General features: G+C 69.5%; 24 protein-coding genes. 14 read left to right on the forward strand and 10 right to left on the reverse strand.

The genetic code is table 11. From position 1 onward, the window contains the following. Window positions 1–115 precede the first annotated feature (115 nt). The 8 genes from ACIHCQ_RS23850 to ACIHCQ_RS23885 all read left to right on the forward strand — a co-directional run bounded on the left by ACIHCQ_RS23850 (window position 116) and on the right by ACIHCQ_RS23885 (window position 7,916). Complete coding sequence (locus ACIHCQ_RS23850) at window positions 116–760, forward strand: HAD family hydrolase (protein ID WP_399665748.1); 645 nt, start codon at window positions 116–118, stop codon at window positions 758–760. Between the two features lie 43 nt (window positions 761–803). Further along, entirely contained in the window at window positions 804–2,048 is a 1,245-nt protein-coding gene (locus tag ACIHCQ_RS23855) for an MFS transporter (protein WP_399665751.1), read from the forward strand. Then, window positions 1,999–3,174 carry an acetoin utilization protein AcuC gene (locus ACIHCQ_RS23860; protein WP_399665758.1) on the forward strand — a complete coding sequence of 392 codons (1,176 nt, stop codon included), beginning with the start codon at window positions 1,999–2,001 and terminating at the stop codon, window positions 3,172–3,174. Before ACIHCQ_RS23855 ends, ACIHCQ_RS23860 begins: the two co-directional genes overlap by 50 nt. Before the next feature lie 1,029 nt (window positions 3,175–4,203). After that, entirely contained in the window at window positions 4,204–5,019 is an 816-nt protein-coding gene (locus ACIHCQ_RS23865; protein ID WP_399665761.1) for a phosphatase, read from the forward strand. Window positions 5,020–5,147: 128 nt separating this feature from the next. Next, window positions 5,148–5,360 carry a helix-turn-helix domain-containing protein gene (locus ACIHCQ_RS23870; RefSeq protein ID WP_014046653.1) on the forward strand — a complete coding sequence of 71 codons (213 nt, stop codon included), beginning with the start codon at window positions 5,148–5,150 and terminating at the stop codon, window positions 5,358–5,360. Between the two features lie 125 nt (window positions 5,361–5,485). Continuing rightward, window positions 5,486–5,584, forward strand: a complete 99-nt coding sequence (locus ACIHCQ_RS23875) for a 30S ribosomal protein bS22 (RefSeq protein ID WP_003948845.1) — start codon at window positions 5,486–5,488, stop codon at window positions 5,582–5,584. Between the two features lie 182 nt (window positions 5,585–5,766). Beyond that, complete coding sequence (locus ACIHCQ_RS23880) at window positions 5,767–6,828, forward strand: NAD-dependent epimerase/dehydratase family protein (RefSeq protein WP_399665764.1); 1,062 nt, start codon at window positions 5,767–5,769, stop codon at window positions 6,826–6,828. 14 nt (window positions 6,829–6,842) lie between these two features. Beyond that, complete coding sequence (locus ACIHCQ_RS23885; protein ID WP_399665767.1) at window positions 6,843–7,916, forward strand: lysophospholipid acyltransferase family protein; 1,074 nt, start codon at window positions 6,843–6,845, stop codon at window positions 7,914–7,916. Between the two features lie 86 nt (window positions 7,917–8,002). Here the strand turns inward: ACIHCQ_RS23885 and ACIHCQ_RS23890 are convergent, their stop codons facing one another. The 3 genes from ACIHCQ_RS23890 to ACIHCQ_RS23900 form a co-directional block, all read right to left on the reverse strand. Then, window positions 8,003–9,214: a DUF5667 domain-containing protein gene (locus tag ACIHCQ_RS23890; protein ID WP_399665769.1), complete on the reverse strand. Its 1,212-nt coding sequence runs from the start codon at window positions 9,212–9,214 to the stop codon at window positions 8,003–8,005. A 224-nt stretch (window positions 9,215–9,438) separates the two neighbouring features. After that, window positions 9,439–10,287 carry an ECF subfamily RNA polymerase sigma factor, BldN family gene (locus ACIHCQ_RS23895; RefSeq protein WP_399665772.1) on the reverse strand — a complete coding sequence of 283 codons (849 nt, stop codon included), beginning with the start codon at window positions 10,285–10,287 and terminating at the stop codon, window positions 9,439–9,441. A 382-nt stretch (window positions 10,288–10,669) separates the two neighbouring features. Further along, window positions 10,670–11,656: an HAD family hydrolase gene (locus tag ACIHCQ_RS23900; RefSeq protein WP_399665775.1), complete on the reverse strand. Its 987-nt coding sequence runs from the start codon at window positions 11,654–11,656 to the stop codon at window positions 10,670–10,672. A gap of 117 nt (window positions 11,657–11,773) precedes the next feature. On the opposite strand from ACIHCQ_RS23900, the gene ACIHCQ_RS23905 reads away from it, so the two are divergent. From ACIHCQ_RS23905 to ACIHCQ_RS23925, 5 genes are all read left to right on the forward strand, one after another. Continuing rightward, a complete protein-coding gene (locus ACIHCQ_RS23905) occupies window positions 11,774–12,058 on the forward strand; it encodes a glutaredoxin family protein (protein ID WP_399665778.1) in 285 nt (94 codons plus the stop codon). A gap of 432 nt (window positions 12,059–12,490) precedes the next feature. Further along, on the forward strand, window positions 12,491–13,216 hold the full coding sequence (locus tag ACIHCQ_RS23910; RefSeq protein ID WP_399665781.1) for a redox-sensing transcriptional repressor Rex: 726 nt from the start codon (window positions 12,491–12,493) through the stop codon (window positions 13,214–13,216). Next, complete coding sequence (locus ACIHCQ_RS23915) at window positions 13,213–14,835, forward strand: glutamyl-tRNA reductase (protein ID WP_399665784.1); 1,623 nt, start codon at window positions 13,213–13,215, stop codon at window positions 14,833–14,835. The genes ACIHCQ_RS23910 and ACIHCQ_RS23915 overlap by 4 nt, the downstream gene beginning before the upstream one ends. Continuing rightward, window positions 14,832–15,800, forward strand: a complete 969-nt coding sequence (gene hemC, locus ACIHCQ_RS23920; RefSeq protein WP_399665786.1) for a hydroxymethylbilane synthase — start codon at window positions 14,832–14,834, stop codon at window positions 15,798–15,800. The genes ACIHCQ_RS23915 and hemC overlap by 4 nt, the downstream gene beginning before the upstream one ends. Next, window positions 15,797–17,461 carry a uroporphyrinogen-III synthase gene (locus ACIHCQ_RS23925; protein WP_399665789.1) on the forward strand — a complete coding sequence of 555 codons (1,665 nt, stop codon included), beginning with the start codon at window positions 15,797–15,799 and terminating at the stop codon, window positions 17,459–17,461. Before hemC ends, ACIHCQ_RS23925 begins: the two co-directional genes overlap by 4 nt. A 204-nt stretch (window positions 17,462–17,665) precedes the next feature. Here the strand turns inward: ACIHCQ_RS23925 and ACIHCQ_RS23930 are convergent, their stop codons facing one another. Genes ACIHCQ_RS23930 through ACIHCQ_RS23940 form a run of 3 tightly spaced genes read right to left on the reverse strand, consistent with a single transcriptional unit; the run spans window position 17,666 to window position 19,295 of the window. Further along, window positions 17,666–18,637: an NAD(P)-dependent alcohol dehydrogenase gene (locus tag ACIHCQ_RS23930; RefSeq protein ID WP_399665792.1), complete on the reverse strand. Its 972-nt coding sequence runs from the start codon at window positions 18,635–18,637 to the stop codon at window positions 17,666–17,668. Then, entirely contained in the window at window positions 18,634–18,873 is a 240-nt protein-coding gene (locus tag ACIHCQ_RS23935; RefSeq protein WP_399665795.1) for a helix-turn-helix transcriptional regulator, read from the reverse strand. Before ACIHCQ_RS23935 ends, ACIHCQ_RS23930 begins: the two co-directional genes overlap by 4 nt. After that, window positions 18,867–19,295: a hypothetical protein gene (locus ACIHCQ_RS23940; RefSeq protein WP_399665798.1), complete on the reverse strand. Its 429-nt coding sequence runs from the start codon at window positions 19,293–19,295 to the stop codon at window positions 18,867–18,869. Before ACIHCQ_RS23940 ends, ACIHCQ_RS23935 begins: the two co-directional genes overlap by 7 nt. 86 nt (window positions 19,296–19,381) lie before the next feature. Between ACIHCQ_RS23940 and hemB the strand changes: the two genes are divergently transcribed. Continuing rightward, window positions 19,382–20,371, forward strand: coding sequence for a porphobilinogen synthase (gene hemB / locus ACIHCQ_RS23945; protein ID WP_399665801.1), 990 nt, complete (start codon window positions 19,382–19,384; stop codon window positions 20,369–20,371). 57 nt (window positions 20,372–20,428) lie between these two features. Here the strand turns inward: hemB and ACIHCQ_RS23950 are convergent, their stop codons facing one another. From ACIHCQ_RS23950 to ACIHCQ_RS23965, 4 genes are all read right to left on the reverse strand, one after another. After that, complete coding sequence (locus ACIHCQ_RS23950) at window positions 20,429–21,316, reverse strand: glycoside hydrolase family 19 protein (protein WP_399665803.1); 888 nt, start codon at window positions 21,314–21,316, stop codon at window positions 20,429–20,431. 205 nt (window positions 21,317–21,521) lie between these two features. Continuing rightward, window positions 21,522–22,823 carry a hypothetical protein gene (locus tag ACIHCQ_RS23955; RefSeq protein WP_399665805.1) on the reverse strand — a complete coding sequence of 434 codons (1,302 nt, stop codon included), beginning with the start codon at window positions 22,821–22,823 and terminating at the stop codon, window positions 21,522–21,524. Window positions 22,824–22,907: 84 nt separating this feature from the next. Continuing rightward, complete coding sequence (locus ACIHCQ_RS23960) at window positions 22,908–24,203, reverse strand: hypothetical protein (RefSeq protein WP_399665808.1); 1,296 nt, start codon at window positions 24,201–24,203, stop codon at window positions 22,908–22,910. 101 nt (window positions 24,204–24,304) lie between these two features. Further along, entirely contained in the window at window positions 24,305–25,606 is a 1,302-nt protein-coding gene (locus tag ACIHCQ_RS23965) for a hypothetical protein (RefSeq protein ID WP_399665811.1), read from the reverse strand. Between the last annotated feature and the right edge of the window lie 39 nt (window positions 25,607–25,645).

Here is a 25,645-nt window from a genome sequence, read left to right on the forward strand (position 1 = left end):
AGCGCCGATGGTACTGCAGGGGGGACCCTGTGGGAGAGTAGGACGCCGCCGAACAATCATTGTGGGAATGCCCCGCACCTCTGGTGCGGGGCATTTCTGCGTTTAGGGTCAAGGCATGCGATATGACCTCATCATCTTTGATAACGACGGTGTGCTCGTCGACAGCGAGCCCATCTCCAACACCATCCTCGCCGGCTATCTCACCGAGCTGGGGCATCCCACCTCGTACGAGGATTCGCTGCGCGACTACATGGGAGCCGCTGTGCACCGTGTGCACGACCTTGTGCGGGAGCGCACCGGGCAGGCGTTGCCCACCGACTTCGACGACATCCTGCACGCTCGCGTCTTCGCCGCCTTTGAGCGGGAGTTGGTTGCCGTCGACGGTGTGACCGGCATGCTGGAGAAGCTCGCCGCGGACGGCGTGCCGTACTGCGTTGCCTCGTCCGGGACCCATGAGCGGATCCGGGTCGGGCACCGGAAGACCGGGCTGGACCGGCTGTTCGAGGACCACATCGTCTTCAGTGCGCAGGACGTGGGGCGGGGGAAGCCCGCGCCGGATCTGTTCCTGTACGCCGCAGAGCGGATGGGGGTGGCTCCCGACCGGTGTGTCGTCGTGGAGGACAGCCCCCTCGGGGTCGCGGCTGCCCTGGCGGCCGGGATGGATGTGTACGGATTCACGGCCATGACGCCCGCCGAGAAGCTCGCCGGAGCCAAGGGCCACTTCGCGGCGATGGCGGAGTTGCCCGTATTGCTCGCCTGATCCATCTACCCACGGGTAGATGGGCCGCCTACGCTGTCCGGCCATGACAGATGCGCGGTTGCGGCACGGGCGGGGTTCCTTGGCGTTGAGCTTCTTCGCGCAGGGGGTGGCCTTCGCTCTCCTTGTGACGCGTATCCCCGCCATCCAGGACCGGTACGGGATATCCGACGGGCTGCTGCCCGCCTTCCTCGCCGCCGTGCCGATCCTCGCCGGCGTGGCCAGCGTGGTCACCGAACGGCTGGTGAAGCGGATACCGCCGAGTGCCGTGCTCAGGTGGGCCCAGCCGGTGGTGCTGCTGGCGCTCCTCGCGGTCGGTGGCGGCAGCGAGGTGTGGCATGTGGCCGTCGCGCTCGGGGTGTTCGGGCTGGCCGTCGGGGCGCTCGACGCGTCCATGAACATGCTCGGGGTCAGTCTGCAGAGGGCGTACGGGCGCAGCATCATGCTCGGCTTCCACGCCGCGTACAGCCTGGGTGGGATCACGGGGGCCTCGCTCGCCTGGGCCGGGGCGCACTGGGATCTGTCGCTGCTCGTGTCGTATCTGCCGGTGGTGCTGGTGCTGCTGCCCGTGGCGCTGATCGGGAGCCGTTGGTACGCGGACGGGGCGCGGGGCGACGCAGTGGCTCGGGAGCCGGGGGAGGGTGCCGGGGGGTCTTCCGGAGAGACTTCCGGGGTCGCCTTCAAGTTGCTGCTGCCGCTCTGCCTGGTGATGACCTTTGCCTACATCGGCGACTCGACCGTGTCGAATTGGAGCGCGAAGTACCTGGAGGACGTGCTGGGGAGCTCGGAGGAGCTCGCGACCGTTCCGTACAACGCCTACATGGTGACCACGCTGCTCGGGCGGGCCGTCGGGGACCTGGGTGTGCGGCGGTTCGGGGCGGTGGCGGTCGTGCGGTGCGGGGCGGTACTCGCGGCGGTCGGGTTCGGGGTGGTGGCCGTGGCGCCCGGCGCGTGGGTGGGGATTGCCGGGTTCACGCTGCTGGGGGTCGGGCTGTGTGTGATCGTGCCGCAGACGTTCGCGGCGGCCGGGCGGCTGTTCCCGGGGGCGAGCAGTGACGCGGCGGTGGCGCGGCTGAATATCTTCAATTACGTGGGGTTCCTGATCGGGTCGCCGTTGGTCGGGGCGCTCGGGGACCTGTGGAGCTACCGCGGGGCGATGGTTGTGCCGATGGTGCTGGTGTTGGTGACGTACTGGTATGCCCGCTCGTTCGAGGCGGATACCGGCCGATACGGTGACGGGCATGAGCAGCCGCGGGTGGTTGATGTGGGACGAGGCGGTCACGAAGTATGACTTCGGGGACGGCCATCCAATGGATCCGGTGCGGCTCGCGCTGACCATGGGGTTGATCCGGGCGTACGGGCTCGACCGCGCGATGGAGGTGGTGGCCGCGAAGCCCGCCGGGGACTCGACGCTCAGACTCGTACACCGCGAGGAGTACGTCGCGGCGGTACGGGCGGCGTCGGCGGACCCGGGGGCCGCGGATCCCGCGTACGGGCTGGGGACCATGGACGATCCGGCCTTCGCCGGGATGCATGAGGCGTCGGCGCTGATCGCCGGGCAGTCGGTGGGGGCCGCGGAGGCGGTGTGGCGGGGCGGGGCCGGGCACGCGGTGAACTTCGCGGGTGGGCTGCATCACGCGATGCCCGGGGCGGCGTCGGGGTTCTGCATCTACAACGACGCGTCGCTGGCCATTGCGCGGTTGCTGGAGCTGGGGGCGGAGCGGGTCGCGTACGTGGATGTCGATGTACATCACGGGGACGGGGTCCAGGCGGCGTTCTGGGAAGACCCGCGGGTGTTGACGGTGTCGCTGCACGAGCATCCGCGGACGCTGTTCCCGGGGACCGGATGGCCGGAGGAGACCGGCGCTGCGGGGGCGGGTGAGGGCGGGGCGGTGAATGTGGCTCTGCCTGCGGGGACGGGGGACGCGGGGTGGCTGCGGGCGTTCCACGCGGTGGTGCCGGAGCTGCTGGCGGACTTCCGGCCGCAGGTGCTGGTGACGCAGCACGGGGCGGACACGCACTTCGAGGACCCGCTGGCGCATCTGGCGGTGTCGCTGGACGCGCAGCGGGCGGTGCAGGAGTCCTGCCATGCGTTGGCGCACGAGTACGTGGAGGGCGGGCGGTGGGTGGCGCTCGGGGGCGGGGGGTACGCCGTGGTGGATGTGGTGCCGCGGTCGTGGACGCATCTGGTGGGGATCGCGGCGCATGCGCCGGTGGATCCGGAATCGACGATTCCGTCGTCGTGGCGGGACGAGGTGTACGCGCGGACGCGGCGGGTGGCGCCGGGGCGGATGACGGATGGGCGTACGCCGGAGTGGCGTGAGTGGGAGGCGGGGTACGACCCGGGGGACCGGCTGGACCAGGCGGTGCTGGCGACGAGGCGGGCGGTGTTTCCGTTGCGGGGATTGTTGGCGTAGGGGATGCGGTGGGGTGGGTGCGGGTGGGGGGCGCTGCGCGGGGTTTCTTCCCGCCCGCCCCTTGGGGCATGGCGTACGGGGACCCGCACGGCCCCGGCGGGGCGACCCCGTCCACGGGGGCGGTTTCGCGCCGCTTGCGGGTAATCCCTTTCCCGAACCAGGGCTCTGGGCTCTGCCCCAAGCCCGGTCCCGGAGCTTTCCCCGCCCGCCCTTTGGGACGTGGAGGAACGGGTGCCCGTATGCTCCCGCCGCGCGAAGCGGGGGCTTGGCGCTCCGGCCGGCTCTACACCCTGGCGGGCGTGGGAGCCCGCCTGCGTATCCCGAGCACCAGAGCTTTCCCCCGCCTGCCTGACCTTTGGGACGTGGAGGAACGGGTAACCGCACGCTCCCGACGGGGCGGCAGCTCGCGCGGCGGGAAGCGGGGCTTGCCCTGGCGGGCGTGGGACCCGCCCCCGCATTCCGAGCACCGGAGCTTCCCCCCACCTGCCTGCCCTTGATGGCTGGCCGTACGGGGGTATCGCAACCCCGGTGGGACGGCTGCTTCGCGCCTCCCTGAGGCTGGCCTGACGGTCTGACGGGCTCGTCCGTCCGGCGACGCTGGGGCCCTGTGGTGTGCGCTCCGCACCCTCAAGGCCGTTCCGCTACGGGCAGTGCTGGCGCCGACGGCGGGGCGGTGGCTTCACCCGCAGGTTTGGTGTTCTCCGATGCGGCTGGCGCTTGACGTGCCGTGGGCTTGCCCGTTCGCCCTGCGGGCCCGGCCGCGCCCGGCCGGGCCGGGCTTGACGTGTCCTGGGCTTGCCCGCCAGTTCGACGTCGGCGCCCGGCGCGCCGGTTGGTGTCTGACGTGTCGTGGGCTTACCCGTTCGTCCTGCGGGTCCGGCCCGCCCGGCCGGGCGGGCCTGACGTGCCGTGGGCTCAGCCCCATGGCTGACGCACACCCACTGAGTGCGGGTCAGCCATTACGCCAACTGTGCGGTCTCATCCGTCCTTTTCGCCCGCTGTCCCTCCCACTGCGGCACCATCACCAGAATGTTGAGCACCGGAGCGCTGCGGGCGCATCTCCTCGCTGCCCGGTTGGCCGGGACCGTGGCCACCTCCCGGGAAGAGAGCCTGCGCAGCTATCGCGCCTTCGCCGCCAGGGATCCCCGTGTCACCCTTGGCCTCGATCCCGAGTGGGTCTGGGGCGAGCGCGAGCTCATCGCCCTCATGGCCGACAAGTGCGGGGTCTCGGGCGACCCCGAGCATGTCGCCGGGCCCGATGTCATCGATCCCGAGCGGACCCTGAGCGCCCTCGACGCCTTCGCCGAGCGGCTTGGGGAAGCCGCCGCGCGGCGCGCGCCCGTGCTGATGGGGACCGGGCATCCCCATCGGCTGCTCGGGTTCTACGCCGGGCTGGCAGACGCTTTGTCGGCAGCAGGCTGTCTCGTCCTCACCCCGGCGCAGGGGCGATGTATCGACATAACGACCCGGTTCGGCGTACGCACGTACAACCTCGAGTACGCACAAGGAGTCGCGCTGATGCGGAAACCCGGCGTGCACGGCCCCGGCAGTGGCACCGGCGCGCACACCCATTCCCCGCTCCCGGTTCGGGTCGCCCTGGACGGTGCCATCGACGCCGGCGGGCCCCTGCCCGAGCTGGTCGTCGGGGACCACGGTTGGGTCTGCGGGGCAGGTCAGCTGGGCATTGAGGCCATCGGCCTCGCCGATACCGACGACCCCGCCCTCTTCGTCGGCGAGGCCGAAGGGCAGGTCTCCGTCGCCGTTCCGCTTGATGACGCCGTGCGGTCTGATTACTACCGACCGCTTACTCGCTATGTACTCAATCGAGCGTGTCTGTCACAGTAGGCGGCCGTTCGCTGCTCCTCTTCCCCACTCGCATCACCCGCCCCTAGTCTGGGGAGTGAGCGCACCGCGACGAAGAGTCACCGGAGGGGAAGCCGGTGTGCGTCGTGTGCGGAAGGTACAGGTGGGTCATGGCTGCTGGCAGCGAGAGGCCTCTCAACGAGGTCAAGTTTCTTACCGTGGCGGAGGTCGCCTCGGTGATGCGAGTGTCGAAGATGACCGTGTACCGCTTGGTACACAGCGGTCATCTGCCGGCTATCCGGGTGGGCAGGTCCTTCCGGGTTCCGGAGCAAGCGGTTCACGAGTACCTCCGCGAATCCTTCGTGGGGGTGGAATCCGCATAGCCGGGGCCGAGCAGCTCCCCTCGGATTACGTCCCTCACTCGGCGACAGGTAGGCTAGGCCGACGACGTAGGTCGTGTGGGCCCAGACGCCCCGCACCGAGTGAAGAGAAGTGAGCGAGGGTAGTCGTGGGCTCTGTTATCAAGAAGCGGCGTAAGCGGATGGCCAAGAAGAAGCACCGCAAGCTGCTCAAGCGCACCCGCGTTCAGCGTCGCAACAAGAAGTAAGCGACAAAGTTGCGACGGTTGTACGTATGGCCGCGGCCCTCCCACCTACACGGTGGGAGGGTCGCGGTGCGTTGCGCCCAGAGCGGTGTCATCCGAGAAACCGCGGCGAAACCCGGCCATGCGGTCATCACAGCGCAACACCGAACCGCTACGGTGACCAGGGAAGCTAACGGAGGCTGAACTTGGGCAAGGTCGTGCTCGTCACCGGAGTGGCCCGGCAGCTCGGAGGCCGTCTCGTACGGCGCATCCAGCGCGATCCCGAGGTGGACCGGGTGATCGGCGTCGATGCGATGGCGCCGGAGCATCATCTGGGCGGAGCAGAATTCGTCCGTGCCGACATCCGCCAGCCCGCCATCGCGCGCGTACTGGCCGAGTACGCGGTCGACACCGTCGTCCACATGGACGTCACCGCCACGCCCCTGGGCACCGGAGGCCGTACGGCGGCCAAGGAAACCAACGTCATCGGCACCATGCAGCTTCTCGGCTCCTGCCAGAAGTCGCCCGCCGTCAAGCGGCTGGTGATCAAATCCAGTACGAGCGTGTACGGCTCCGCGCCCCGCGATCCGGCGGTCTTCACCGAGACCACCCCGCCCAAGTCCCTCCCGAGCGGCGGGTTCGCCAAGGACGTCGTCGAGGTCGAGGGGTACGTACGGGGCTTCGCCCGCCGCCGCCCGGACGTGGCCGTGTGCGTGCTGCGCTTCGCGAACATCCTTGGGCCGTGCGCCGATTCCCCGCTCGCCGAGTTCTTCTCGCTGCCGGTGATGCCGACGGTCTTCGGCTACGACCCACGGCTGCAATTCGTCCACGAGGACGACGTGATCGACGTCCTGCGGATCGCACTGCACGAACCGCGGCGGGGCACCCTCAACAGCGGCACGTTCAACGTCGCGGGCGACGGCGTGCTCCTGCTCTCGCAGTGCTCGCGGCGGCTGGGGCGGCCGACGCTGCCCGTGCTGCTGCCCGCCGTCACCTGGGTCGGCTCCGCGCTGCGTACGGTCGGCATCACCGACTTCTCGCCCGAGCAGATCCGGCTTCTCACGCACGGACGGGTGGTGTCCACCGACCAGATGCGCGAGACACTGGGATTCGAGCCGAAGCACACGACCGCCGAGACCTTCGCGGACTTCGCGCGCAGCCGGGGGCGTGGGCTGCTGCCGCCGGACGTTCTCGCCCGGGCTGTGGACAGGGCGGCGGCGGCGCTGCCCTTGGCCGCGACGCACACTACGCAGCCGACCGCCGAATAAGGAGCGCACCAACGATGGCGGACGCCAAGGTCATTCCGTTCGACGACGACCGTTCGCGGGGCGGCGCGCAGCGCTCCGCGAGGCGGCGGGCCGCCGGGAGCAGCCGCCGGAAGACCGAGAGCGCGCCGGTGCGTGATGTGCGCGAGGGCCCGGTCAGTCCGCTGCAGGGGCGTACGGCAGCCGCGGCGCAGGCCGCGGAGCCCGTCGAGACCGCCGAGGCCGAGACCGCCGAAGTTGCCGAGGCGGACAACGGCTGGGAGCAGCGGATCGCGGGCGGTCTGGCCTTCTTGCGGCGGCGGATCACCGGTGACTACGAGGTCGACGAGTTCGGTTACGACAAGGAGCTCACCGACCAGGTCCTGGTGTCGATGGTCCGGCCGCTGTACGAGAAGTACTTCCGGGTCGAGGTGAAGGGCATCGAGAACATCCCGTCCGAGGGCGGGGCGCTGGTGGTGGCCAACCACTCGGGCACGCTTCCGCTGGACGGCGTGATGATGCAGGTCGCCGTCCACGACAACCACCCGGCGAACCGGCATCTGCGGCTGCTCGCCGCGGACCTGGTCTTTATGCTGCCGGTGGTCAACGAGCTCGCGCGCAAGGCCGGGCACACGCTCGCGTGCGCGGAGGACGCGGAGCGGCTGCTGCGGCGCGGAGAGGTCGTCGGCGTGATGCCGGAGGGTTTCAAGGGCATCGGCAAGCCGTTCAGCGACCGGTACAAGCTTCAGCGCTTCGGGCGCGGCGGCTTTGTCTCGACGGCGCTGCGCGCGGGAGTGCCGATCGTGCCGTGCTCGATCGTCGGGGCCGAGGAGATATACCCGATGATCGGCAACTCGAAGACGCTGGCCCGGCTGCTCGGATTTCCGTATTTCCCGATCACGCCGACGTTCCCTTGGCTCGGGCCGCTGGGCGCGCTGCCGCTGCCGACGAAGTGGACGATCCAGTTCGGCGAGCCGATCCCGACGAGTGAGTACCCGCCGGAGGCGGCGGAGGATCCGATGCTGATGTTCAACCTGACCGATCAGGTACGGGAGCAGATCCAGCACACGCTGTACAAGCTGCTGGTGCAGCGCCGGTCCGTCTTCTTCTGATTCTTCTGAGTACGAGGTACGAGTACGAGTGAGGGCGGCAGCACCGTCTCTGGTGCTGCCGCCCTCACTCGCGTACTACGGACGACCTACGGCACTTCCTTGCCGTCCATTCCCAGGCGCGGCAGCAGTCCCGGCAGCAGCGGCGGGATCGTGACGTCCGGCTGCGCGGGCGCGGTTTTCTTGCCGGGCGGCGCGGGCGGCGTCGTACCGCCCGCCGGGGGCTCGAACAGGCCCCCCGTGTTCCCGCCGATCAGGCTGTCGTCCGCCGTGCTGTCCGAACCCGACGGATGCGGCCTGCCGCTGCCGCTCGCACGCCCGTCGGCGGAGGACGGCGCGGTCGGTGTCGCACCGCCGCCCGGCGCCGAGGAGCCGGTGGTGCCGTCGGTGGGTCCGGGAGACCCGGGGCCCTGGTCCCTGTCCGGCGGGCGCGGCAGCATCGACTCCAGCGGGCCGACCTCCTGGTCTATGGCGTCGAAGACGGAGTTCACTTCCTCGCGTACGTCGGTCAGCTGGGCGGGCAGCCGGTCGCGGAGCCCGTTCCAGGTGGAGCGGTGGGCGCGGGAGAACGAATCGAGCCGCGCCATCGGGCCGAGGGAGCCGTCCCTCTCGTACGCCTGGTGGAGCAGGCGGTGGCCCTCGGTGACGTCGTGCCGCATGCCCTTGAGCGCGCGGCGGACCTCGCCGACCGACTCGTGGTCCAGCGCGCCGCCCAGGCGTTGGCGCTCCAGGAGGCGGCGGGCCTCGCTGAGGCGGGTCGAGGCCTGGTCGAGGTAGAGCCCGCCACGGTCGGAGTCGTCGTCCGCCATGCCGAGCTTGAGGTCCTCCATGCCGCGCTTCAGTCCGTACAGCGAGTCACCGGGCAGGGCGCCCGCGCTGGCCGCGGCCACCCCGCTGAAGGCTCCCGCCGCCACACTGACGGTGAGCCCGCCGGCCGCGATGCCCTTCGACCAGCGGCTGCGCGGTCGCAGTCTGCGGAGCGCCGAGGCCCGGTGGGCGCCGCGCCCCGCGGTCCGCTGCTCGGGCACCGTAGGGCCCTCGGACGCATCGCCCTCGGTGGCCGCGGTCTGCGCCATCAGCGCTTCCATGGCGGCGACGAGCTGCGCCCGCTGCACCACTTTGACCTCGGGGTCCATCTTCGGTCCCGGCAGTTCGCCGAGACCGTTCGCCAGAGCCAACAGCCGTCCGTGTGCTGTCTGGTCGTTCGGTGCGACCGACTCTTCGGGCTGCTCGGCCGCCTGATCTTCCAAGGCCTTGGCGAAGGCGTTCGCCCGCCGGTGCGGAGAAATGTTCGCGATCACTGGCGGCACCTCCTCTCGTCATGACGATCGACTCCCCAGGGCTGACCACAGGGAGCCTGCATCCCGCACAACGAGCGTCGCGGCACTTGGGTTACGCGCGAAGGAGGATCGCTCCAGCACGTCATCAAGGCGTCACAGAAGGTGAGTTGAGGAGGGGAGGTCGGTCGGCGAGGAAGTCGGCGAGGAAGCCGGCGAGGAGGTCGGCGAGGAGGTCAGCGGGGAGGTCAGCGGGCGTCGTCGGGGAGGAGCCGGGCCAGTGTCCGTACCGCCCGGTACTGGAGGGTCTTGATCGCGCCCTCGTTCTTGCCCATCACCCTCGCCGTCTCGGCGACCGAGAGACCCTGCAGGAAGCGCAGGGTCACACACTCCTGCTGCTGAGGGTTGAGCTTGCGGACCGCCTCCAGCAGGGCGGCGTTCGAGAGGGACTCCAGGACGGAGTCCTCCGGGCTGCGCTCGACCTCATTGGCGTCGAGCATCTCGCCGGTGGTGACCTCCAGCCGGAAACGGCTGGACTTGAAGTGGTCGGCCACCAGATTGCGGGCGATGGTGACCAGCCAGGCGCCGAAGTCGCGGCCCTGCCAGGTGAACGTGGAGATACGGCGCAGGGCGCGCAGGAAGGTCTCGCTGGTGAGGTCCTCCGCGGTCGCCTTGCCGCCCACGCGGTAGTAGATGTAGCGGTAGACCGTGTCGCTGTACTGGTCGTAGAGACGGCCGAAGGCGTCGGCCTCACCCGCCTGGGCGCGCTCGACCAGTTCCATCATGCGCGCGCTGTCGCTGTCGGCGGTGGGCCGACGGGCGGTGGTCGAGGCGCCGCTGCCGCCCCGGCTGCCCCGTCTGCCGACTCCCCGGCCGTCACCCGACCGCCTCCCCTCGACGACGGCGCTGCGCCCTGGCACGTTCTCGATGCCGTCGGTCAAGGCGTAGCTGGGGGCGGCGGGGCCGCAGAAGGAAAGGCGGGGCGTGGCGAATGCGGGGACGGCGTACGCGGTGGGGACGAAGCCGCGCAAGTGGTCGAGGACCGTTGCGCGGAGCGTAGCCAGGCCCGAGGCGTCAACCCCGACGTGTGGGTACACGGGACTCCCAGAGGCAGAGCTTCCATCACGTGCAGTACGAGACCGTTCACTCGCCGTGGCGAAGTGTGAGGTCCTTTATGCGTCTGAGGAGAATAACGCTTCGTACAGGCAGTGCTACACCCAGTTGCTCAAATCATCGTTTTCGTTGCTTCTGTTACGTCTCTGCGACGCTTCAAGTCGCAGATCGTGCACGCTTGTTGATCGAATCGCGTCGTGATCTGTCGTGTCGCGCGCTGCGTTGTGCCCGAGGCGGCGGCAAGATGACTGGCCGGGGGCGTGCGGGGGTATGTGACCGGGTTTGGCGGTGGCCGGGACCGGCCGCGCCGCGCCGTGCCCGTCGTATGTACGTCGTACGTATGTTGCGCGGGTCGTCAGCGGGTCGTCAGCGGCGCCGGCGGTGCAGCGCGACCGCCGCCGCGGTGCCGCCCGCGATCGCGCCCACGCCCGCCGCCGCCGGGATGCCGACCTTCGCCGCCTTGCGGGCCGTCCGGTAGTCGCGCAGCCGCCACTCGCGCTGGCGCGCGTACCTGCGGAGCTTGGCGTCCGGGTTGATCGCGTACGGATGCCCGACCAGCGAGAGCATCGGGATGTCGTTGTGCGAGTCGCTGTACGCCGCGCAGCGGCCCAGGTCGAGGCCCTCGGCCGCGGCCAGCGCGCGTACGGCCTCGGCCTTGGCGGGGCCGTGCAGCGGCTCGCCCACCAGTTTGCCGGTGTACACGCCGTCGACCGACTCGGCGACGGTGCCCAGCGCGCCGGTCAGGCCGAGGCGGCGGGCGATGATCGTCGCGGTTTCCACGGGGGCCGCCGTCACCAGCCAGACCTTCTGTCCGGCGTCGAGGTGGGCCTGGGCGAGGGCGCGGGTGCCGGGCCAGATGCGGTCGGCCAGGTACTCGTCGTAGATCTCCTCGCCGATGCTCATGAGCTCGGAGACGCGGTGGCCCTTGACGATGGACAGGGCGCTGTCGCGGGCGTCCTGCATATGCTCGGGGTCCTCGATGCCCGCGAGCCGGAACCAGGCCTGCTGCCAGGCGAACCTGGCCAGCTCGCGCCGCTGGAAGAACTGCCGCTTGTACAGGCCACGGCCGAAGTGGAAGAGCGCCGCGCCCTGCATCACGGTGTTGTCGAGGTCGAAGAAGGCGGCGGCCCGGTCGTCCCCGGCGACGGGAAACTCCGGTTCCGCGGTCGGGGGGGCGGCCTCGGGCCCTTCGAGGGCCTCAAGCAGCTCAAGCGTCGCCGGCGTCCCGAGCGCCTCAGCCGTTTCCTGCTCCTGCGACGACTTGCGCGCCGCCTCGGCTGCTGCCTCGCCTGCGAGCACGCTCCGCGCGGTGGCGGAGCGCCTACGGGGGGTGAGCCATCCCAGTGCGGCCATGTCGTGAGCATAGCCAGTCTGTTCGGGATTTCCTGACCGTCGGGGATGCGGCGGCGTGAACTCTCCGCGACCGGTCTGTTAACCCGCGTTCCCGGGACGCGGGCGCAGAATGGACGGATGAGTCCACTGCTGCGGCGTGCGAATGCGAAGAAGAAACCCGGCGAGCGAGTGGTGACGCTGATCGGGAAACCGGGGTGTCACCTCTGTGACGATGCGCGAACCGTGATCGAACAGGTGTGCATCGATACGGGCGCGTCCTGGGAGGAGAAGGACATCACCCAGGACGAGGCGCTGCATCGCGCGTATTGGGAGCAGATCCCGGTCGTCCTGGTCGACGGGGAGCAGCACACCTTCTGGCGGGTGGACGCCGGGCGGCTGCGCCGCGCGCTGGGGGCGGCGTAAGGCGGAACGTGAGGCGCGAACGGGAGGCGCAAACGTACGGCGGACACCCAAGGTGGAAAACGGTTACCATCGGGGCCGCTTTACTGAGTCTTTGCCGCTTCCGTGTCGCGTCCGGGCCGGGCTCACCGGATCTTCCCGGTGAGTGGCGCCCTCTGTCGGGGGCCGGTCAACCGGGGCACAGTAGGTGGTCAGGCGGTCTCGGGGGCGAATTCATGAGGAGTGTGTACGGCTTTGCCCCCATCGGATCTTCAACGGGTCGACGCAGTCCAGGGTTCCTTGAGTACGGGTTCGAATCGCGTGACCCCGGTCACTTTGCTCCGACAAAACGGACACCATCTTTGTGCACGCGTTCACAAAGACATAGCCTGCATTCGACGGGGCGGCCCTGGGACACACGGCCGCCTGCAGCCTCGCTCATCCCGCAGGAGCACCGTGGCAACTGGCCGAAATCACCGACCGGCGACCCGTAGCCGAGGAATTCCCGAGGCGACCGTCGCCCGACTCCCGCTGTACTTGCGCGCTCTGACGGCGCTGTCGGAGCGCTCCGTACCCACGGTCTCCTCCGAGGAACTCGCAGCCGCCGCCGGAGTGAACTCCGCGAAGCTGCGCAAGGACTTCTCCTACCTCGGCTCCTACGGGACGCGCGGCGTCGGCTACGACGTCGAGTACCTCGTCTACCAGATCTCGCGCGAGCTCGGCCTGACGCAGGACTGGCCCGTGGTCATCGTCGGCATCGGAAACCTCGGCGCCGCCCTGGCCAACTACGGCGGTTTCGCCTCACGCGGCTTCCGCGTCGCCGCGCTGATCGACGCCGATCCCTCGATGGCCGGAAAGCCGGTCGCCGGGATCCCCGTCCAGCACAGCGACGAGCTGGAAAAGATCATCAGCGACAACGGAGTGTCGATCGGCGTCATCGCGACGCCCGCGGGCTCGGCACAGCAGGTGTGCGAACGCCTCGTCGCGGCCGGTGTCACCTCGATCCTCAACTTCGCCCCCACCGTCCTCTCCGTGCCGGAAGGCGTCGATGTGCGCAAGGTCGATCTCTCGATCGAGCTGCAGATCCTCGCCTTCCACGAGCAGCGGAAGGCCGGCGAGGAGGCCGAGGCCGCAAGCAGGAAGGGACCCGACGGGGACATGCCCGCCGTGATGCCGGCATGAGTCTCCTGGTTGTCGGACTGAGCCACCGCAGCGCGCCGGTGAGCGTGCTGGAGCGGGCCTCCCTCTCCGAGGACGCGCAGATCAAGCTTCTGCAGGACACGCTCGCCGCGGAGCCCTCGGCGGAGGCGACCGTCCTCGCCACCTGCAACCGCATCGAGCTGTACGCCGACGTGGACAAGTTCCACGCGGGTGTCGCCGAGCTGTCGACCCTGCTCGCGCTCCACAGCGGCGTAGGGCTTGAGGAACTCACTCCCTATCTCTATGTGCACTACGAGGACCGGGCCGTCCACCACCTCTTCTCGGTGGCCTGCGGTCTGGACTCCATGGTCGTCGGCGAGGGTCAGATCCTCGGGCAGATCAAGGACGCCCTCGCGCTGGGGCAGGACCTGCACACCGCGGGCCGCCTGCTCAACGAGCTCTTCCAGCAGGCCCTGCGGGTCGGCAAGCGCGCGCACAGCGAGACCGGGATCGACCGGGCCGGGCAGTCGCTCGTCACGTTCGGTCTGGAGCAGCTGGCCGCGGGCGCGGACGTCGAGGAATGGGCGGCGGACAAGCGGGTGCTGGTCATCGGCGCCGGTTCGATGTCCTCGCTCGCCGCGACGACGCTGGCGCGGCTGGGCGTACGTGATCTTGTCATCGCCAACCGGACCCTGGAGCGCGCGGAGCGACTGGCCGCCGTGCTGACGGGGGCGGGCGACGTACGCGTACACGCGGTGTCCATGGCAGAGGTGGCCCACGAACTGACACGTGCCGATGCGGTGGTGTCGTGCACCGGGGCGACCGGGCTGGTGCTGACCGCGGCTTCTGTCGCGACGGCGCTCGCGCAGCCCGCGGAGTCGCCCGTACGGGAAAACCTCCGCGCGCCGGAGGGCAGCCTGGTGGCCCGTCTCGCGGCGACCGCGGCGCGGGACGGCCGGGTCCGCGACGCGCGTCTCACGGACTCTCGTCCCATGGATTCCTGTCCCGCCGGGCCGGCCGACGCCGCCACGGACCCTCTCGCGCTGCACGGCACGTGGGTCGACAACGGCTCCCGGCCCGACCGGGCCATCAGGTCCGCGGCCGTCCGTCACACAGACGGCACCGACGGTACCGACGGCACCGCGGGTGTACGGCTCGCGCTGCTCGATCTGGCCATGCCCCGCGACATCGACGGCGCGGTCCACCGCCTCGCCGGTGTGCGGCTCGTCGACATCGAGTCCCTCGCCGAGGCGTCCGCCGACGCCCCGATGGCCGCCGACGTCGACCAGGTCCGCTCCATCGTCTCCGTGGAGGTCGCCGCCTTCAGCGCGGCCCAGCGCGCCGCGCACATCACCCCCACCGTCGTCGCCCTGCGCGCCATGGCCGCCGACGTCGTGGCCGGTGAGGTCGCGCGGCTGGAGGGCCGGCTCCCCGGCCTGGACGAGAAGCAGCGCGCCGAGATCACCCAGACCGTGCGCCGCGTCGTGGACAAGCTCCTGCACGCGCCCACCGTGCGGGTCAAGCAGCTGGCGGGCGAGCCCGGCGGCGCCGGGTACGCGGACGCGCTGCGCACTCTCTTTGACCTCGACCCGGAGACGGTCGCCTCCGTCAGCCGGGCCGACCTGAATGACGCCGATGTCAAGAACCGAGGGCGAGTATGACCGAGAGGGCCGAGAAGGCACTGAGGCTCGGGACCAGGCGCTCGACGCTGGCCAAGGCCCAGTCCGGGCACGTGGCTCAGGCGGTGCGCCAATTGACCGGCCGTACCGTCGAGCTCGTGGAGATCACCACGTACGGAGACACCTCCCGTGAGGCGCTCGCGCAGATCGGCGGCACCGGGGTCTTCGTCACCGCCCTGCGGGACGCGGTGCTGCGGGGTGAGGTCGACTTCGCCGTTCATTCGCTGAAGGATCTCCCCACCACGCAGCCCGACGACCTCACGCTCGCGGCCGTGCCGCCGCGCGAGGACCCGCGGGACGTGCTGGTGGCGCGCGACGGACTGACCTTCGACCGGTTGCCGGAGGGCGCCCGCGTCGGTACCGGTTCGCCGCGCCGGATGGCGCAGCTGAACGCGTACGCCCGTCACCATGGGCTGCGCATCGAGATCGTGCCGATCCGCGGCAACGTGGATACGCGGATCGGATATGTACGCAATGGAGAGCTGGACGCCGTGGTGCTTGCCGCGGCCGGGCTCTCCCGCATCGGCAGGATCGACGAGGTCACCGACTTTCTGTCGGCCGACGCGGTCCTGCCTGCCCCCGGCCAGGGGGCGCTGGCGATCGAGTGTGCCGCGAACAACGTGTCACTCGCCGCCGTGCTCGCCGAGCTCGACGACCCGTACACCCGGGTCGCCGTGACCGCCGAGCGTTCCCTGCTCGCCGCCCTGGAGGCCGGCTGCACCGCACCTGTGGGTGCGCTGGCCGACCTGCTGGCCGACGGGCAGGTTGTCAATGGAATGCGCCTGCGCGGCGCCGTCGGCACGACCGACGGCTCGACGCTGGTGCAGTTGTCCACCACCGGTTCCGTACCCATGTCGCACAGCGACGCCGTCGCGCTCGGTCGCGAACTCGCGTCCGAGCTGCTGGCCAAGGGTGCGGCCGGTCTTATGGGGGAGCGAGTACGTTGAGCCCCACGACCTCGAAACTTCCGGCCCTTCCGGCACATGGGTACGGGCATGTCACCTTCCTGGGGGCGGGTCCTGGCGACCCTGGTCTGCTGACTTTGCGCGCCGTCGAAGCGCTGGCCCGCGCCGACGTGCTGATCGCTGAGCCGGATGTGCTCGGCGTCGTCAGCGGCCATGCGCGGGCGAACGTAAGCACGCCTGAGCTGACGGTCATTGACGACGCGTCAACAGCCGCCGGAATCCCCGTCCTCAGAGACGCGGCCAATCTTGTCATGGAGGCTGCGAGGAGCGGCAAGCGGGTGGTCCGTGCGCTGGCCGGTGATCCCGGCCTCGACGGAAACGCAGGTCAGGAGATGCTCGCCTGCGCCGCCGCGGGCATTGCCTTCGAGGTGGTGCCCGGTGTGGCGACGGCGGTGGGCGTGCCCGCGTACGCCGGTGTGCCGCTGCGCGACGCGCAGGGCACGGACGTCCGTTTCGTGGACGCCCGCAGCGCGAGCGACCGCTGTTGGTCGGAGGTCGGCGCGAGCGACGGCACGGTCGTCCTCTCGGCGACGCTGGAGACGGTCGCCGCGGCGGCGGGCGAGCTGGTGGCCGCGGGCCGCAAGCCCGACACCCCGCTGACCGTCACCGTCGCCGGTACGACGACGCGCCAGCGGACGTGGACCGCGACGCTGGGCACGATCGCCCAGACCCTGAAGCAGACGAAGGCACTGCCCTCCCCGGAGGGCTACCGGCCCGTCATAGCCGTGGTCGGTGAGCGCAGTGCCGCCGCACAGCGGGACCAGCTCTCCTGGTTCGAGTCCAAGCCGCTCTTCGGCTGGAAGGTTCTCGTACCGCGGACCAAGGAGCAGGCGGCTTCGCTTTCCGACCAGTTGCGCGGCTACGGTGCCGTGCCGCACGAGGTGCCGACGATCGCCGTCGAGCCGCCGCGTACGCCGCAGCAGATGGAGCGCGCGGTCAAGGGGCTGGTGACCGGCCGGTACGAGTGGATCGCCTTCACATCCGTCAACGCGGTGAAGGCGGTACGGGAGAAGTTCGAGGAGTACGGGCTCGACGCGCGTGCTTTCGCCGGTATCAAGGTCGCCGCGGTGGGCGAGCAGACGGCTGCCGCCTTGGTCGACTTCGGCGTCAAGCCGGACCTCGTGCCGAGCGGTGAGCAGTCCGCGGCGGGGCTGCTGGAGGACTGGCCGCCGTACGACGCGGTCTTCGATCCGATCGACCGGGTGTTCCTGCCGCGGGCGGACATCGCGACGGAGACGCTGGTCGCCGGGCTGATCGAGCTGGGCTGGGAGGTGGACGACGTCACCGCGTACCGGACGGTACGGGCGTCGCCGCCGCCGGCGGACACGCGCGAGGCGATCAAGGGCGGCGGCTTCGACGCGGTTCTGTTCACCTCGTCCTCTACGGTGCGGAACATGGTCGGCATCGCCGGGAAGCCGCACAACGTGACGGTGATCGCGTGCATCGGCCCGGCGACGGCGAAGACGGCGGAGGAGCACGGCCTGCGGGTGGACGTGCTGTCCCCGGAGCCGTCGGTCCACAAGCTGGCGCAGGCGCTGGCGGACTTCGGCGCGGAGCGCCGCGAGGCGGCGCGGGAGGCGGGGGAGGCGGTGACGCGGCCGAGCGAGCGTCGGCCGGGGGGTCGGCGCCGCCGCACGACGTAGTCCTTGGCTGCGGGCCCTTGTCGGGGGCGCTGCCCCCGAACCCCCGCGCCTCAATCGCCGGCGGGGCTTGATTTGCCCTCGGGTTCTTGTCGGGGCGCTGCCCCGAACCCCACGCCTCAATCGCCGGCGGGGCTGGATTTCCAGCCCGTCCGGCGATTGAGGACACGCCCGAAGGGCGTACGGGGGTCTGGGGGCGCAGCCCCCTCAGATCGTGATGACGACCTTGCCCGCCGCCTCGCCCTCCCTCAGGTACTGAATCGCCTTCGGGACCTCACCCAGCCCGTACGTCCTGTCGACGACCGGCCTGAGCGTGCCCGCCCCCACCAGCTTTCCCAGCAACTCCAGGTCCGCCTCCCGCTCCGTCGACGCCAGCATCCGCAGATTCTGGCTCACGAACGGCGAAAGCATCGCCGCCCGGAGCGAGCGGTCGAAGCCCTGCATCCATCGGCCTCCCACCTCGGAGCCGACGATGACCAGGCTCCCCCGAGGGGCGAGGGCACGCCGTAGGAGTGACAGCGAGCGGCCACCCGCCGTGTCGAGGATCAGGTCGTAGCGGTGCGGCCGGTCCGCGAAGTCTTCGCGGGTGTAGTCGATGACCTCGTCCGCGCCGATCGAGCGGACCAGGTCCACCTTCTTCGTGCTGCACACACCGGTGACGTGCGCCCCGAACTCCTTGGCCAGCTGCACCGCGTACGTCCCGACGCCCCCGCCCGCGCCGATGACCAGCACCTTCTGCCCCGCTTGGAGCTTCGCACCCGCCCGCAGCCCCTGGAGCGCGGCGAACGCGGACGTGGGAACCGCCGCCGCCTGCTCGAAGGTGACGTTCGGCGGCTTGTGCGCGAACTTGCCCTGGGCCGCGCAGGCGTACTCGGCGTACGAGCCCGAGCAGGTGCCGAACACCTCGTCGCCTGCCTTGAAGCGGCTCACATTCCGGCCGACCGCCTCGACACTCCCCGCGACATCCAGGCCCGGAACAGGGGTTTTCGGTCTGCGCACCCCGAATCCCACGAAGCGGATGAGGTACGGCAGCCCGGTGACGATATGCCAGACGCCCTGGTCGAGCCCGGCGGCGTGAACCCGTACGAGCACGTCGTCATCGCCGACAACCGGCTTGTCGATCTCCTTGAGTACCAGGCCATCGGGTGACTGGTATGTCTCCTGGACCACTGCCCTCATGGTGACTCTCCTTCGCTGTCCGGGTACTGGAACACGCTGTCGAGCGGGACCTTGAACACCTTGGCGATCTGAAATGCCATTTCGAGGGAGGGCGAGTACTTGCCCTGCTCGATGGCGATGACGGTCTGGCGCGACACACCAATGCGGTCCGCCAGCTCCGCTTGAGTCATCTCTCCGTGCGTGAACCGGAGGGCCCTGATCGAGTTCGTGACCCTGGTGGGCTTGGGCTTCACCACGTCTGAAAGCCCCGTCGGTAGGCGAAGATCTTCGCGGTGGAGCCGAGGACCGCGGAGAGTACGAACGCCAGGTAGACCGCGTTGGCGATCCAGAAGTGGGCCACCTCGGCCATCGACATGCCCAGCGCCGCCACGCCGCCGATGACGACGAATGACTGGCCGATGTACTCGCCGAGCCGGTTGATCTCCTTGTCGCGCTGATCCTTCCTGGCGGCGTCCTTCGGCCCGAACGTCGTGATGACGACATGGAGCACGATCGACGCGGCGATCGATAGCCCTACGGCCCACAGCAGCGCCGCCACGTACGGCACATCGGCGAGCGGGGTGTCCCCGGCCCGCCCGAGGATGACGACGAGGTAGCCCGCGTAGGTGCCGATGGCGAGCCCGCCCAGAACCCAGGCGTTCTTCTCTTCGAATGGCATGGGAGCGAATGTAAAGCAACACAGACATAGTGTCAAAGGTTCTTTACATGGTTGGGTCGGCCCGCACCCGGGCGTAGCGTGGTGGCATGACTGTGTACGGATCTTTTCCCGGTGCCCGGCCCCGGCGGCTGCGGACCACCCCCGCCATGCGCCGCATGGTCGCCGAGACGCGACTGCACCCCTCCGACCTGATCCTCCCCGTGTTCGTACGGGAGGGCATCAGCGAGCCGGTGCCGATCGCCGCGATGCCCGGCGTCGTGCAGCACACCCGCGACACCCTCCGTAAGGCCGCCGTCGAGGCCCGCGAGGCCGGGGTCTCCGGGATCATGCTCTTCGGCGTGCCGGAGGACTCCAAGAAGGACGCCGCCGGGACCGCCGGGACGGACCCCGACGGGATCCTGCAGGTCGCTATCCGCGACGTAAAGGCCGAGGTCGGGGACGAGCTCGTGATCATGTCCGACCTCTGTCTGGACGAGTACACCGATCACGGCCACTGCGGGGTCCTCGACGCCGAAGGCCGCGTCGACAATGACGCCACCCTGGAGCGGTACGCCGAAATGGCCCAGGTCCAGGCCGACGCGGGCGTCCATGTCGTCGGGCCCAGCGGCATGATGGACGGTCAGATCGGCGTTGTCCGTGATGCGCTCGACACCATCGGCAAGGAGGACGTCTCGATCCTGGCGTACACCGCCAAGTACTCGTCCGCCTTCTACGGGCCGTTCCGCGAGGCCATCGGCTCCTCGCTGCGGGGCGACCGCAAGACGTACCAGCAGGACCCGGCCAACGTACGGGAGTCCCTGCGCGAACTCGCGCTGGACCTGGACGAGGGCGCCGACATGGTGATGGTCAAGCCCGCGGGGCCGTACCTCGACATCCTCGCGAAGATCGCCGAGTCCGTGCACGTACCGGTCGCCGCGTATCAGATCAGCGGCGAGTACGCGATGATCGAGGCCGCCGCCGAGAGGGGCTGGATCGACCGGGACAAGGCGATTCTGGAGACCTTGACCGGGATCCGCCGGGCGGGCGCGCAGATGATTCTGACCTACTGGGCGACGGAGGTCGCGCGCGGCCTGTGAGTATGACGGGCTGTGGCCGCGGGCCGGGGGACGATTCTCCCCGGCCCGCGGCCTGTCTCAGCAGTACAGGTTCCCGCCGGGCGTCGTGCCCAGGATCTGCGTGAACTGCTGGTACTTCGTCACCCGGCTCTGGACCTGCGCGGGGTTGCCCCCGTTGCACTCAATGCTGCCGTTGATGCTGCGGATCGTCTCGCCGAAGCCACGGCTGTTGACCATGGCGTTGTGCGCCGTCATCGAGCCGGGGCCGTTCTGGGTGTTCCAGTACCAGAGGCCGGTCTTCCAGGCGACTGCGGCGTTGGTCTGTACGAGCGAGGGGTTCCTGAGCAGGTCGATGCCGAGCGCGTCGCCCGCCGTCTTGTAGTTGTAGTTCCAGCTGAGCTGGATCGGGCCACGTCCGTAGTACTGCGCCGTGCCGGCCGGGCAGCCGTACGGCTTGCTCGTGTCGCAGTAGTGCGGGTAGTTGGCCGTGTTCTGCTCCACGATGTGGACCAGACCGCCCGTCTCGTGGTGGACGTTGGCGAGGAAGGCTGCCGCCTCCTGCCTCTTCACGGTGTCGCTGCCCGTCTTCGCGAACCCCGGGTAGGCGCTCAGCGCGGACGTGAGGCCGCTGTACGTGTAGAAGGAATTCCGGTTCGGGAACATCTGCTGGAACTGCGCCTGGCTGACCACGAAGCTCCCGGAGGGCGGCGGGGTCGTCGGGCAGGTGTACGGGTTCCAGTACCAGGTGCTGATGGTGGGGTCGTAGCCCGGGTTGTCGTGTTCGGCGATGTAGTAGGCGCCGTTGAACCTGACAACGTTGCCAGTGGTGTACCAGGCGCCCTGTGCCCAGTTGGGGGCAGAGGTGCAGACGTCCGCCGGAGCTGCCGTCGCGGCGGGCACGAAGACCGCCGACAGTCCAGTTGCGACGAGGAAGGCGATCAGCAACGCGATGATGCGGTGTCTCAACACTCGCTCACTCCTTTGCGCGGCAACGACCCAGCCCGGGCCAGGCGTTACGGCCCGGGCGGGCCGGTGGGGGGTTGTGCCGCCACTCAAGCGTGCTTGACGTGATCAAGTCAAGGTATAGACCAATGCGAGTGCGAAATCGGCCAACCGGAAAGGGCTCGCACAGTGCACTGTGCGAGCCCTTCCATGCCGACCGCGGCGCTGACTAAAGCCAGGCGTTGTACGGGAGAGTCTCAGCCACCGCGGATGCCCGGGGCTTCAGCGGGACTGACGGGTTGCCCGTGCCCCGGTACCACCACATCTTCCCGGTCTTGTCGCGTGCGAGCAGCGAGCCCTTGCCGATGGATGAGCCGTCGCCCGGCGCGATGAGCGCGGTGTACTGGTTCCAGTTCGAGCCGAGATTTCTGCGCTGGGCGTACGGCTGCGCCGCGTTGCCCGTGCCCTGGTAGAGCCACAGCACGCCAGAGGTGTCGCGGGCGTACAGGTCCGCGATGCCGTCATTGGTGGAGTCGACGCCGCCGGTCATGGCGTTGTAGACACCCCAGCCGGAGCCGACCTTGGTGCGTGCTGCGAACGGCTTCGACTCGACGCCGGTGCCCTCGTAGAGCCACAGGACCCCGGACGTGTCGCGGGCGATGAGGTCCGCGTGACCGTCCTTGGTGACGTCACCCGTGCCGCGTACCGAGTTGTAGGTGTCCCAGCCGGTGCCCACGCGCACGCGAGGCTTGAAGACATCGGAGTCCCTCTTCTTGCCCGAGGCCGGGTAGTACCACAGGAGGCCGGAAGGCTCCCGGGCGACGACTCCGCCGCCCCTGTTGTCCTTGCCGATCGGGGACAGCTTCGTCACCGCGTCGAACGCGTCCCAGCCCGAACCATGCTCTTGGCGCTCGAACTTATCCAGCGGCGGCGGGTCAGGCACGCCGTAGGTTTCGTGCGAGTAGAGCCCACCGGCCGTGTCCCGGCCGAAAACGCGGTACGACATCTCCACCGGCTTGTCGCTGATCACCGCGAAGTTGCTCCACCACTCTGTCGCGCCTTCGTCGCCCGGGAGATAAAGCCTGGCCCGCGCCTCGAGTTTCCACGCCTCCGTGTGAGCCTTGGTGGTCAGGGAGTACTTGATGGTGCTCTCGCCCGCGCCGACGTCGCAGAGGAGCACGCGTAGCCGGCCCAAATAATAATCGTAGACGCAGTCGGCGTTCGTGCCGTCGTCGATCTGGTCGACGTCGAAGTCGGAAGCCCCCGTGTTGTAGTCCCAGGTGCGGAAGCCTTCCCCCGGCTCCACGTACAGCCACACCCGGCCCGCTTTCGGCGCGTTCACCTTGAAGGTGTGGGTGACGGTCCCCCCGGCCGGTACGTCCGGCGTGTCGAACGTGAACGGGTTCGTCGGCGGCTCGTCGGCCGTCGATGCGGCGTGCGAGAACCCACCGGTGGCCAGGAGTGCCAGGGCCGTGGCCGCCACGATGGCGAACCTCCGGCGGGCGTGCACTGGGTGTCGCTGCGTACGCATGTGTTTCCTCCGGTCTTGCGCGAGTGGTGGAAAGGGCCCGCACAGTGCGCGTGCGGGCCCTTCGATGGCGGCTGTGGCCGCTGGCTACATCCAGGCGTTGTACGGGTGGGTTTCAGCCGCCGCAGGTGTCCGCGGCTCCAGCGGGCTGGTCGCGTTGCCCGTGCCCCGGTACCACCACAGCTTCCCGTCCTTGTCGCGGGCGAGCAGTGCGCCCTTGCCGATGAGTGAGTCGTCGCCGGGCGCGATGAGCGCGTTGTAGATGTTCCAGCCCGTACCGACCTTGACGCGGGTGGCGTACGGCTTGGCCGGGTTGCCGGTGCCCTGGTAGAGCCACAGGTCGCCGGATGTGTCGCGGGTGTAGAGGTCCGCGATGCCGTCCTTGGTGACGTCGATGCCGCCGGTCAGAGCGTTGTAGGTGTCCCAGCCGGAGCCGACCTTCGTACGCGCCGCGAAGGGCTGCGACTCGATGCCGGTGCCCTGGTGGAGCCACAGCACTCCGGCCTTGTCGCGGGTGATGAGGTCGGCGTAACCGTCCTTGGTGACGTCGCCCGTGCCGCGTACGGAGTTGTAGGCGTCCCAGCCGGTGCCCACGCGCACCCGCGGCTTGAAGACTTGCCGGCCCCACTTCTTGCCGCTGGCCGGGTAGTACCACAGGAGGCCTGAAGGCTCCCGGGCGACGACGCCGCCGCCCCTGTTGTCCATGCCGATCGGGGACAACTTCGTCACCGCGTCGAACGCGTCCCAGCCCGAACCATGCTCTTGGCGATGCGACTTCTCCAGCGACCCCGGGTACGCCAAGTAGGTTTGGTGCGAGTGGAGCCGACCGGCGTTGTCCCGCCCGAAGACGCGGTACGACATCTCCACCGGATTGTCACTGAGCACCGAGAAGTTGCTCCACCACTCTGTCTTCGCTACGTCGCCCGGCTGATAGAGCCAGGCCCGCGCCTCGATTCCCCACGCCTCGGTGTCCGCCTTGGTGGTCAGGGAGTACTTGATGGTGTTCTCGCCCGCGCCGACGTCGCAGAGGACTTTGCGCTGCTGGTTCGGAAACCAATCGAGGCTGCAGGTGGCGTTCGTGCCGCCGTCGATCTGGGTGAAGGTGAAGTCGGTGTCCTCCGTGCCGATGTCCCAGTAGCGGAAGCCCTCGCCCGGCTCCAAGTACAGCGTGACCTGGCCTTTTTCCGGCGCATTTACCTTGACGGTGTGCGTGACGGTTCCCCCGGCCGGTACGTCCGGCGTGTTGAACGTGAACGGGTTCGTCGGCTCGTCGGCGGTCGGTGCGGCGTGCGAGAACCCACCGGTCGCCAGGAGCGCCAGGGCCGTGGCCGCCACGATGGCGAACCTCCGGCGGGTGTGCCAGGAGTGTCGCTGTGTACGCATGTGTCTCCTCCGGTCTTCCCCTTGAACGAACGGGCAGGAAGGGCCCGCACAGTGCACTGTGCGGGCCCTCCGATGCCGACTACAGCGCTGGACTGGGCTGACTAGAACCAGGCGGTGTACGGGTGGGTTTCAGCCACCGCAGGCGTCCGCGACTCAAGCGGTGCCGCCGCGTTGCCCGTGCCCCGGTACCACCACAGCTTCCCGCCCGCGTCGCGGGCGAGCAGTGCGCCCTTGCCGTTGAGTGAGCCGTCGCCCGGAGCGATGAGCGCGTTGTAGATGTTCCAGCCCGAGCCGACCTTGACGCGGGTGGCGTACGGGCTCGACGGGAAGCCGGTGCCCTTGTAGAGCCACAGGTCGCCGGCTGTGTCGCGGGCGTACAGGTCCGCGACACCGTCCTTGGTGACGTCGATGCCGCCGGTCATGGCGTTGTAGACACCCCAGCCCGTGCCGACCTGGGTGCGGGGGGCGAACGGTGCCGCGTCGTTGCCGGTGCCCTTGTAGAGCCACAGCACTCCGGCCCTGTCGCGCGCGATGAGGTCGGCGTTACCGTCCTTGGTGACATCGCCCGTGCCGCGTATGGAGCTGTAGATGTTCCAGTTGGTGCCCACGCGCACCCGCGGCTTGAAGAGGTCCTGGCTCCACTTCTTGCCATTGGACGGGTAGTACCACAGGAGGCCGTCAGGCTCCCGGGCGACGACGCCGCCGCCCCTGTTGTCCATGCCGATCGGGGACAGCTTGGTCAGCGCGTCGAACGCGTCCCAGCCCGTGCCGTGGTTCCAGCGGTAGTTTTTGGTCAGCGGGTCCACCTCCACCGGGAAGGTTTCGTGCGAGTTGAGGCGGCCGTCGTCGGCCGTGTCCCGCCCGAAGACGCGGTACGACATCTCCACCGGGTCGTCGCTGAGCACCTTGAAGTTGTTCAGCTCCTTGGTCGCGGCGCCGGCCGTCGGTATGAAGGCGGCCTGCGCCTCGAGTCCCCACGCCTCGGTGTCCGCCTTGGCGGTCAAGGAGTACTTGATGATGCTTTCGCCCGCGCCGACGTCACAGTTGACCTGGCGTTCCCCGTTGCCATAGACGAAGGGCACGCACGTGGCGTTCGTGCCGCCGTCGATCTGGCTGACGTTGAGGTCGGACGACTCAGTTGCGACGTCCCAGAAGCGGAAGCCCTGGCCGGGCTCCATGAATAACGTGACCTTGCCTTTTTCCGGCGCGTTCACCTTGAAGGTGTGCGTGACGGTCCCCCCGGCCGGGACATCGGGTGTGTCGAACGTGAACAGGCTCGTCGGCCCATCCGCCGTCGGCGCGGCGGCGTGCGCCAGGCCGCCGGTTACCAGGAGCGCCGTGGCCGTGGCGGCCACGATGACGAACTTCCGCCGGGCGCGCCCGGGGTGTCGCTGCGTACGCATGTGTCTCCTCTGGTCTTCCCCCCGGCCAGGCGCCTGAGC

The sequence above is a fragment of the Streptomyces sp. NPDC052236 genome, assembly GCF_044548015.1.
Lineage (GTDB): Bacteria > Actinomycetota > Actinomycetes > Streptomycetales > Streptomycetaceae > Streptomyces.